A 9,726-nucleotide genomic window follows, 5' to 3' on the forward strand; every position below is an offset into this window, starting at 1 on the left:
TGGGGTCAGCCATCGTGGGATGCCTTTCGTGAGGTTCTTGGCGGAACTACTAGCGGGATCCCACGATGGTTCTTCACATTTTTGGGGGTGAAGTCCCTGGTGGGAATGCCACCACTCTATGGGACTCTGGGCTACTCTCGCATATCCCGCGCGGTCGTGCCGCCCTCCGTGCATGGATCGCACTGCTGATCCACGATCTGCGCGGACGGGTGCGTGTGACAGGACCGCAACACAGATCCGAGAGTGGGAATCTGCGCGTGTCGTAGCGTAGAACTCGCAGCGGTCCCGCACGAGGCACCGCCAGGATGACCCACGGAGCGCACCCATGTTCGAGAAGGAATCGACCCGCAGCTTCTCTGCGGAACCGGAAGCCGTCTACCGGGCGCTCCAGGAATGCGCGCACAGCGCGCGGCACCTGCTGGAAGCGGACGACGGAGCGCGCGCGGTGACGTTCCAGACGGGCAAGTCGCTCTTCTCATGGGGACACATCGTCACGGCGCAGGTGCTGGACGAGCCCGGCGGCGCACGCCTGGAGCTGGTGGTCACGGGCCTTCCGGAGGCACCGCGCGCACTCATGGACGGCAAGAAGAACGCGTCGATGGCGGCGAAGGTCATCGAGGACGTGGCCACCCGCCTCCCCTGAGGGTTCTTCCAGCGGCGCTCCGTACAGTGGAGTCCATGAGATTCCTCGTCCGCACCATCGTCAACGCGCTTGCACTCGCGGCAGCCGCGATCCTGCTGCCGGGGCTCTCGATCTCCGGCAGCGGCGCACTCGCCTCCGCGATCGGCGACGGTCCCGCCACCGTCGTCGCCTACCTCGTGATCGCCGTCGTCTTCGGCGTGGTCAACGCCTTCGTCAAGCCGATCGTCGCGTTCGTCTCGACTCCTCTCACGTGCCTCACCCTGGGGCTCTTCTCCATCGTCGTGAATGCGCTCATGATCGCGCTGACGGCGTGGCTGTCGGAGTTCACACCCATCGTCCTGGAGGTCGACGCCTTCTTCTGGACCGCGGTCCTCGCAGCCATCATCGTGGCCGTCGTCTCCGCGGTGCTGGGTTGGCTGCTCCCCGACTCCGCGCCAGAGCGCACGGCGGAGCGGTGAGGTGCGGCGCATGACTGCCCGGTACCCGCAGCGCTGCGCATCGTGAGTACCCAGAGCACCGTGAGCACGGAGAGCTCCAGCCAGGGAATCCCGTTGTCCGTCCTGGACAGAGCCCTCACGCGTCGCAGTGCGGCGGACGACGTCATCCTGCGCGAGGTCGTCGACCGCGCGGTGCGGCTCGAGGCCCTGGGATTCCGCGGAGTGTGGGTCGCTGAGCACCACGCGGTTCCGGGCATTGCGGGCTCCTCACCCGCTCTGCTCGCCTCCGCCGTCGCCGGTGCGACGTCGCGGATCAGGGTCGGCACCGGAGGCATCATGGTCCCGGCTCATCCACCGTTCGTCATCGCGGAGGCCGTCTCCACACTCGAGGCGCTCCACCCGTCCCGCGTCGACGTGGGACTGGGCGCGAGCACGGGCTTCACCTCCGCTGTGCGCAGGTCGCTCCGACAGGACGACGACGCGGCCTCGCACTTCGAGGCCGATGTCGAGGAGCTCACCGATGTGCTCTCAGGCCGCGGAGCGGTCACGCTCCGACCACTGCCGGCAGCGCCCACTCCGCTGTACCTCCTCACCGGTGGCGGCCGCCTCCCCTTCGCTGCCCGGGCCGGGCTGGGTGCCGTGCTCGGCGGCCCCTCGGTCGATCCCGGCGCGGCCGGTGGAGTCGCCGGCGACGAGGAGTCCGACGCGCGTGGACCCGAGTCTCACCCGGGTGCGACCGCCTATCGCAGTGCGTTCGTGCCCTCGTCCTGGTTCAGCGCCCCGCGGCTCATCGTAAGTGCGTCCGTCGCGGTCGCTCCCACCGAGGAGGCGGCGCGACGGCTGGCGCTGCCCGAGGCGTGGGCGATGGCGCTCTCGCGCTCCACCGGTTCGTTCGACAGCCTGCTCCCGGCTGAGGACCTGGACGTCGCCGCACTCTCGTCCCAGCAGGCCCGGCGCGTCGAGCAGGCGCTGGCGTCGACGGTGCACGGCACACCGGAGCAGGTGGCCGCACGCCTCCAGCGGATCGTGAGGTACACGGGGGCCGATGAGCTGCTCGTCACCGGTGACGTGTCGGATCGTGCGGGCGGTGAGCTGAGCGACCGGCTGCTCGGGCAGATCGTGATCCAGAGAGGTGATGTGTGAATGACCGACAGGCCGGTCCTCCCCGTTCCGGACGCTGACCGCAGATTGCGGCGGCGTCACCCGGAGTCCATCCGCTCACAGCATCGATCCGCGGTCGAAGAGGCAGCGGAGCCCGATGCGTCTGGCCATGGAGAGGTCCACGAGTATCGGATCGACCTAGAGCGCCTGAGGTTCTCTCCGTACTTCGGACGCCTGTCGGCCGTGACCCAGGTGGTGCCCCAGTCCGGTGTGGGCCCGGTCATGCACAACCGACTCACGCACTCGCTCAAGGTCAGTGCGGTCGCGCGCGTCATCGCTGCGAACCTCGCCGCCCGTCTGTCCCTGCATCGCGAGCATGCCGCTGACCGAGCGACGGCCGACGACGATGGCGGTCGCACCCTCGAGCACCTGGGAGGGTGCGACACGATCGTCGCGCAGGCGGCTGCGCACGCCCACGACCTCGGGCACCCGCCGTTCGGGCACCTCGGCGAGCGAGTCCTCGACCGACTCGCCACGACGGAACTGGGACTGGATGAGGGCTTCGAGGGCAATGCGCAGACGTTCCGCATACTCACCACTCTCGACACGCTGGGGCTGGACTTCCCCGGGGTGAACCTCACCGCGTCGGTCCGCGCCTCAGTGCTGAAGTATCCATGGACACGCGGCATGTGGGCGGGAATCGATGCAGAGCGGATGCCTGCCGAGGAGCGGCCCCGCGGGGTGGGCCTCGATCCGGTCCGCGGGGCCGTCAAGTTCTCCGCCTACGCGCTCGAGGCCGAGGAGATGGATGAGGTCCGCACGGCGTTCCCGCACCTCGAGCCCGGGGCGCAGACCGTCGACTGCGCGATCATGGACCTGGCCGACGACATCGCCTACGCCGTCCACGACCTCGACGACTTCGTCCGTGCGGGCGTCCTCCAGCACGCACCGGTCGCGGGCGAGTTCCATGCCTGGCTCAGGGACTCCGGTGGATTCCGCGACGGGCGCACAGAGGATCTCGATCGGCAGTGGCGCGTCCCCGGCGTCTCACTCGAACTGCTGTGGCGGAGGACGAAGACGAAGGATCCGTGGATCGCCGATCGGGAGTTCTTCGCAGACGCGGTGAAGCGCATCAGCAGCGAGCTGGGCGACGATCTGCTGACCCGCCCCTACGACGGGGGCGTCGAAGCAGAGCGCGCCGTCTCCTCATTCACCCGCCGCTGGATCGAGCGCCTGCGCAGCGCCGTGGTCGTGGAGGCGCACCCCCATGTGCGCGGCGGTCACGTGCACCTGGAGCAGCGTGCCTGGCACGAGGTCCTGGTGCTGAAGTTCGTCCACGCGCGCTTCGTGCTCGACCTGCCGGACATCGCTCAGGCGCAGAGGGGCCAGGCCCGAGTGCTCGAGGACCTGGTCCGGGGGTTCGATGCGTGGCTCGACGACCCGCACGACCACGGCCGCGCACCGCGCCGTCTGCTGGAGTGGATCGACGGGACGACTCAGGCCGTCTTCGACCTGCACGGTCGCAGGCCGGACCTGCTCACCGGCGACGGAGGCGAAGCGGCCCTGCGACGACAGGGACGGTCGCGTGCGATCCTCGACTACGTCGCGTCGATGACGGACCAGCAGGCGCTGGCCACACACGCCTCGATGACCCGAGGGTGACCGCCGGCGCTAGCGCTTCCGTCACACGCCGTCCTTGGGGCTCAGGCGGCGAAGCCGCCGAACAGCAGGGTCACCGACATCGCCACGATGACGGTGTTGAAGGCGAAGGCCACCAGCGGACCCGTCCCCGGTACTGGTGTCCGCACACCTCCTGGAGAGTGTGGGGATCGAGATCGTTGACGACGACATGCGGGAAGAAGCAGTAGACGGCGGAGAACGCGATCTCGAAGACGAGGTAGAGCATGGGGAACTCGGTGCCGCTGCAGGCACCGACCCAGCCCCGCGACGCCAGCGAGGCTCTGGCGGGTGTAATCGCTCGAGAGGAGAGGCGCTCGGGCCATGGTTCTTTCCATCGTCGCGTCAGTACAGCACGAGATACAGTACCGCGCCCAGCACTGCGACCGCGCAGATGCCGAAGCAGACGTAGGCCGCACCGAGCCTCGCGCTCTGCTGCCCCTGCGTCAGCGGAGTCTTGGCCGCGGCCTTCGCCGCCTTCTTCTCAGCCTTGGCGGCCTGCTTCCCGGAACGCACCGCGATCGCGTCGGGGAACTCGGCCGGTGGCACGACGGGTGCCCGGCCGCCTGAGACGAGCAGTCGCAGGCCCAGGGCGTAGAAGGTCACGACGATCGCGGCGCAGCCGAGCGCTACAGCGAAGACTTCGAGGAAGGCGATCCATTCGATCTGCATGGTCAGTTCCCCTCGCGTGCGTCGTCGGGTGTGTCGATGGTCGTTCCGGCCGACTCATCCGCATCGGAGCCCGCTGCCGCGGACCTCTTCGCCTTGATGTCGACGGCGCGGCCCGATTCCGCGACGTCGCTGAACGCGTTCGCGTGATCCACCCGGTGGGCGAGTGAGCGGAGATAGAGCCACAGGACCACACCGCCGAACACCACGGTGTCGATGAGCAGGCCCCAGGGACCGATCACCATGATGACGACCGTGGCGAGTGCGCCCACGAGGCCGGCTGCGGGAAGGGTGAGTAGCCATCCGGAGACGATCTTGCCGGCGGTCGACCACTGCACCTTCGAGCCCCGACGCCCCAGCCCGGAGCCGATGACTGAACCGGAGGCCACCTGCGTGGTCGACAGGGCGAAGCCCAGAGCCGACGACACGAGGATCGTCGCCCCCGTGGACGTCTCCGCGGCGAAGCCCTGCGCGGGCCGGACTTCGGTGAGTCCCTTGCCGAGCGTCCGGATGATCCGCCAACCGCCCATGTAGGTGCCCAGCGCGATCGTGATGGCGCACGACAGGACGACCCACAGCTGCGGTTCGTGGTGTGCGGCGGACTGCCACCCTGCAGTGATGAGGACCAGGGTGATGACGCCCATCGTCTTCTGCGCGTCGTTGGTCCCGTGCGCCAGGGCGACGAGGGAGGACGTGAAGACCTGTCCCCGTCGGAAGCCGTCGCGACCGTTGGGCCTGCCGTCGTAGCGCCGGGTCATGCGGTAGGCGATCTTGGTGCAGAGGAACGCGATGAGCGCCGCGGTCAGCGGCGACAGCAGGGCCGGCAAGATGATCTTCGACAGGACGCCTGCCACGTTGACGGCGGAGAACCCGATGCCCACGATCGCGGCGCCCAGCAGCCCGCCGAAGAGGGCGTGGGACGAGCTGGAGGGGAGCCCCAACAGCCACGTGAGCATGTTCCAGAAGATCGCGCCGATCAGTCCGGCGAAGATCACGAACGGGAAGATGTCGCCGCTGATCCGGTCCTCGTGGAGGATCCCGCCGGACACGGTCTTCGCCACCTCGGTGGACAGGAGCGCGCCGATGAGGTTGAGGATCGCGGCGAGGGCGACCGCCGTCTTGGGCTTCAGCGCACCCGTCGCGATGGGCGTCGCCATCGCGTTCGCGGTGTCATGGAAGCCATTGGTGAAGTCGAAGAACAGTGCGAGTGCTATGACCAGCACGACTGTGAGGGTGAGGAGTTCCACTGACTGCCTTGTGTTCGAGGGTCGTCACGTCGCCCGGCGCTCAGTGCGGAGGGCGGCGGCAATCATGCCGTTGCTCGGCATTCACTGCATGTGCACCTCATAGTAAGCAGAAATTCACCCAGTCGACTGCCTCACGCGCGGAATTTCACCCGCGGGCGCGTGCCTCAGCCACAGCGCAGGCGAGGTCAACGGCCAGGGCCGCGGCCTCGGCGTCGGAGAGCGCATGCACGGTGATGCGCAGTCGATGGGAGACGGCCGAGGAGTCCGCGAAGCGGAACTCGTCACCGGGCCGCACCCGCCATCCGCGCCGAGCGAGCCCTTCCTGGACCTGCTGCGCGGGCGCACCCACCGGAACCCACGCACTGAGTCCGTCGCCGGGCTGCGCGAGCACCCCGTGCTCGGCGAGGTGCGCGGCGAAGTCCGCATTGCGCTGCGCGTAGTGAGCACCCGCGCGCTGGATCTGCGCACGTGCAGCATCGTCGGTCAGGAGCGCGTGGGCGATGCGCTGGAGCAGGTGGCTCACCCACGTGGTCCCGGGACTCAGCCGCATCGCCAGACGGTTCGCGGTCTCTGCGTCGGAGGCGACGAGCGCGACGGCGATATCAGGGCCGATGAACTTGGACAGGGACCGCACGAGCGCCCACCGACGGTGCTCGGGCCCCACGATCGGGTGGAACGGCCGCTGCGACAGCAGCGAGAAGTAGTCGTCCTCGATCACGAGGACGTACGGGTGGTCGGCGAGGACCCGCCTCAGGCTCTCCGCGCGCTCCAACGACCGCGACGCTCCCGTCGGGTTCTGGGCCCGCGGCGTGCAGACGATCGCGCGCACTCCCTGCGCGAGCGCCGCACGGAGCCCCTCGACCGTCATCCCCTCCTCATCGACGGGAACGGGCACGGGCCGATAGCCGCCCAGGCGCACCGTGTGGATGCTCGCGAGGAAGCAGGGGTCCTCGAGCGCGACCGCATCATCGCGGGTGAGCACCTGGGCGAGCAGCCGCTCGACTGCGTCGACCGCGCCGTTCGTGACCGTGAGGCCGAACTCTCCGGGTGCGTCCGGCTCCATCCACGTACGCGCCCATGCCGCGAGCCCCGGGTCGATCACGGGCTCGCCGTAGAGGATCGGACACCCGCCTGCGGCCTGGAGTGCCCGCGCGGGGTCGGGGATCAGAGCCGGGTCCGGATTCCCGCTGGCGAGGTCGCGGAGAGAGTCCGTGGACGCATACCCCTCCTGCGGCACGCGTGCCCGGTCAGCGATCCGCGTGCCGGCCCGCCCCAGTGATTCGACGACTCCCGTCCGGCCCAGCACGCCGTATGCGGAGACGACGGTGTTCCGGTTGACGCCCAGGTCGTCGGCGAGTGCGCGCACGGGCGGCAGTCCGTCTCCGGGGGCCAGAGCACCCCGGTCGACGAGTCCGCGCACGCTCTCAGCGATCTCCGCCGACGTGCGTCCTCTGATGCCTGATCCGACTGATGTGCTCACGTTCACGAGTCTACGGGCGCAGCATGCTATCTTTTGGCCTAGGCCAGATATTGGCCTAGGCCAACGATGCTCGCACGCGCGACGACGTGCACTGGATGAACGGGATCGATCATGACGCTCACGACGGAGACCACCACAACAACACAGCGCCCGGCAGCGACCGCAGCCGGTGCGGCGAAGGGACTCGCCGACCGACTGAAGGGCGGCGTCATCATGGACGTCGTCACGGCAGAGCAGGCGCGGATCGCAGAGGACGCGGGAGCGGTCGCAGTGATGGCGCTCGAACGCGTCCCGGCGGACATCCGGGCGCAGGGCGGTGTCGCCCGCATGAGCGACCCGGACCTCATCGACGGGATCATCGCCGCGGTGTCCGTCCCGGTGATGGCGAAGGCGAGGATCGGCCACTTCGTCGAGGCCCAGGTGCTGCAGGAGCTGGGCGTGGACTTCATCGACGAATCGGAGGTCCTCTCCCCCGCCGACTACGTCCACCACATCGGCAAGCGGGACTTCTCCGTGCCGTTCGTGTGCGGAGCGACGAACCTGGGCGAGGCCCTGCGCCGCATCTCGGAGGGCGCTCAGATGATCCGGTCGAAGGGCGAAGCGGGGACCGGGGACGTATCGGAGGCCACGAAGCACATCCGCACCATCACCGCGGAGATCGCCTCACTGCGCGCGCTGGCGAAGGACGAGCTCTATGTCGCTGCGAAGGAGCTCCAGGCGCCGTACGACCTCGTCGCCGAGGTCGCGGAGGCCGGCCGTCTGCCCGTCCCGCTCTTCACCGCCGGGGGCGTGGCGACTCCGGCGGATGCCGCAATGATGATGCAGCTGGGCGCGGACGGGGTGTTCGTGGGATCCGGGATCTTCAAGTCCGGGAACCCTGCTGAGCGCGCACAGGCGATCGTACGGGCGACCGAGTCGTACACGAACCCGGCCGTCGTAGCGGCGGCGTCGCGGGGCCTCGGCGAGGCGATTGTCGGCATCAGCGTCGCCGACCTCCCTGCCCCGCATCGGCTGGCAGAGCGCGGATGGTGACCCCATGACACCATGACGTCCATGGCATCAGCGAGCACGGCAGCGCAGTGACTGCGCCTCCCGACGAGCCCGATGGGCTCGTCGCCGCGCTGCGGAGCGCGGGCTGCGTCTTCGCGGAGGAAGAGGCTGCGGTGCTGCGGGAGGCCGCGGACAGTGCAGCAGACCTCGAACGATTGGTGCGAGCCCGCGTGGAAGGTGCTCCGCTGGAGCAGCTCGTGGGCTGGGTCGAGTTCGGCGGCCTGCGGCTCCGCGTGGGACCAGGCGTCTTCGTGCCGCGTCAGCGCACGCGTCTGCTGGCCGAGGTCGCAGTGGCCGCCGTCGAATCGGCCGGTGCAGACTCCGCTCAGACCTCGCCCCCGGTGTTCGTCGAGGCGTTCGCCGGGGTCGCTCCCATTGCTGCGGCGGTCCGCGCGGCTCACCGTTCCGCCGAGGTCCATGTGACGGATCTCGATGAGGCGGCCCTGCGGTATGCCCGGACGAATCTCGACGACACTGCGGAGGTCCACCCGGGCTCCGTCCTCCGCGGACTGCCGGATCGCCTCGCGGGGCGTGTGTCCGTCCTCGCTGCGGTCCCGCCCTATGTGCCCGACGGCGAGGCGGACCTCCTGCCTCACGAAGCACGAGACTTCGAACCGTCCGCCGCGCTGTTCGGCGGCACGGACGGGCTGGACGCTGCCCGGTCGCTCATCTGCGAAGCACCTCAGTGGGTGGCGTCGCACGGCACGGTCCTCGTGGAGATGCACAGCGCTCAAGCCCGCGACGCGGCGCGCGTCGCCCAGCACCACGGCTTCACGACGACCCAGCACGTCGCCGTGGATTCGCAGACCGTGGTGCTGGAACTCGGGCGGACCGAGGACGCGATGTTGAGCGGGATCCGGTAGGGCTCGATCCAGATGTGATCGGCCATGGCGTGCCACCACCCCATGCGACGCGCCGGCTCAGCACGATCCCACGGTCGCAGTGCACCCGCAGCGCACTATCGGGAGCTGGACCAGTTCGGACAGGCAATAGGTCGGCAGCCCCTTGCAGCCGGCGTCGTGAACAGCTGAGCGCAACCTTCTGCGTCATGTTCGCACGCTAGTCGAGCGTCAGAGTCGGCAGCTCCCGCACGATTCGCATGGTCTCGACGCTCACCGTCGTCACCTTCTTCACGAGGTCGACGATGTAGCTGGGCTGTCCGAGCTCACGCCCCCAGTCGTTGGGGTCATTCACGATGCCGGATGCCTTGTCCGTCGTCACCTGGTACTGCCGCAGCACCCAGTCCAGAGCGGGCCGGGAGCCGAGCACGTAGTTGTGCGCCTCCTCCGGAATGCGGCTCTTCCGGTTTCAGAGTGCGTAGCAGGGTCTCTGCACCCAGTGTGTCGGTGATGAATGAGAGGCGGGCCTTGGGTGATGATGGAAATTCTCCAAGATCCCTCACACCCAAGGCCCTGCCATGCA

The 9,726-nt window shown here is 68.9% G+C and carries 10 protein-coding genes; 6 read left to right on the forward strand and 4 right to left on the reverse strand.

Annotated elements, in window-relative coordinates:
* Window positions 1–325: 325 nt before the first annotated feature.
* Genes BSP109_RS15675 through BSP109_RS15690 form a run of 4 tightly spaced genes read left to right on the forward strand, consistent with a single transcriptional unit; the run spans window position 326 to window position 3,843 of the window.
* The gene (locus tag BSP109_RS15675) at window positions 326–643 is read left to right on the forward strand and encodes a hypothetical protein (protein ID WP_087007109.1); all 318 of its coding nucleotides are present in this window, start codon (window positions 326–328) and stop codon (window positions 641–643) included.
* Between the two features lie 35 nt (window positions 644–678).
* Entirely contained in the window at window positions 679–1,101 is a 423-nt protein-coding gene (locus tag BSP109_RS15680; protein WP_087007107.1) for a phage holin family protein, read from the forward strand.
* A gap of 60 nt (window positions 1,102–1,161) precedes the next feature.
* On the forward strand, window positions 1,162–2,223 hold the full coding sequence (locus BSP109_RS15685; protein ID WP_219618576.1) for an MsnO8 family LLM class oxidoreductase: 1,062 nt from the start codon (window positions 1,162–1,164) through the stop codon (window positions 2,221–2,223).
* Entirely contained in the window at window positions 2,224–3,843 is a 1,620-nt protein-coding gene (locus BSP109_RS15690; protein WP_101601849.1) for a deoxyguanosinetriphosphate triphosphohydrolase family protein, read from the forward strand.
* A 360-nt stretch (window positions 3,844–4,203) separates the two neighbouring features.
* Here BSP109_RS15690 and BSP109_RS15695 read toward each other — a convergent pair whose 3' ends face one another.
* From BSP109_RS15695 to BSP109_RS15705, 3 genes are all read right to left on the reverse strand, one after another.
* Complete coding sequence (locus BSP109_RS15695) at window positions 4,204–4,530, reverse strand: peptidase (protein ID WP_180959792.1); 327 nt, start codon at window positions 4,528–4,530, stop codon at window positions 4,204–4,206.
* A 2-nt stretch (window positions 4,531–4,532) separates the two neighbouring features.
* Entirely contained in the window at window positions 4,533–5,774 is a 1,242-nt protein-coding gene (locus BSP109_RS15700) for an inorganic phosphate transporter (RefSeq protein WP_101601852.1), read from the reverse strand.
* Between the two features lie 145 nt (window positions 5,775–5,919).
* Window positions 5,920–7,260, reverse strand: coding sequence for an aminotransferase class I/II-fold pyridoxal phosphate-dependent enzyme (locus BSP109_RS15705; protein WP_374700178.1), 1,341 nt, complete (start codon window positions 7,258–7,260; stop codon window positions 5,920–5,922).
* A 105-nt stretch (window positions 7,261–7,365) separates the two neighbouring features.
* On the opposite strand from BSP109_RS15705, the gene pdxS reads away from it, so the two are divergent.
* A complete protein-coding gene (gene pdxS / locus BSP109_RS15710) occupies window positions 7,366–8,286 on the forward strand; it encodes a pyridoxal 5'-phosphate synthase lyase subunit PdxS (RefSeq protein WP_101601854.1) in 921 nt (306 codons plus the stop codon).
* A gap of 47 nt (window positions 8,287–8,333) precedes the next feature.
* On the forward strand, window positions 8,334–9,167 hold the full coding sequence (locus tag BSP109_RS15715) for an SAM-dependent methyltransferase (RefSeq protein WP_101601855.1): 834 nt from the start codon (window positions 8,334–8,336) through the stop codon (window positions 9,165–9,167).
* A 196-nt stretch (window positions 9,168–9,363) separates the two neighbouring features.
* Here the strand turns inward: BSP109_RS15715 and BSP109_RS15720 are convergent, their stop codons facing one another.
* The gene (locus BSP109_RS15720) at window positions 9,364–9,597 is read right to left on the reverse strand and encodes a type ISP restriction/modification enzyme (RefSeq protein ID WP_257944743.1); all 234 of its coding nucleotides are present in this window, start codon (window positions 9,595–9,597) and stop codon (window positions 9,364–9,366) included.
* Between the last annotated feature and the right edge of the window lie 129 nt (window positions 9,598–9,726).

The organism is Brevibacterium sp. Mu109 (assembly GCF_900169375.1).
Classification (GTDB): domain Bacteria; phylum Actinomycetota; class Actinomycetes; order Actinomycetales; family Brevibacteriaceae; genus Brevibacterium; species Brevibacterium yomogidense_A.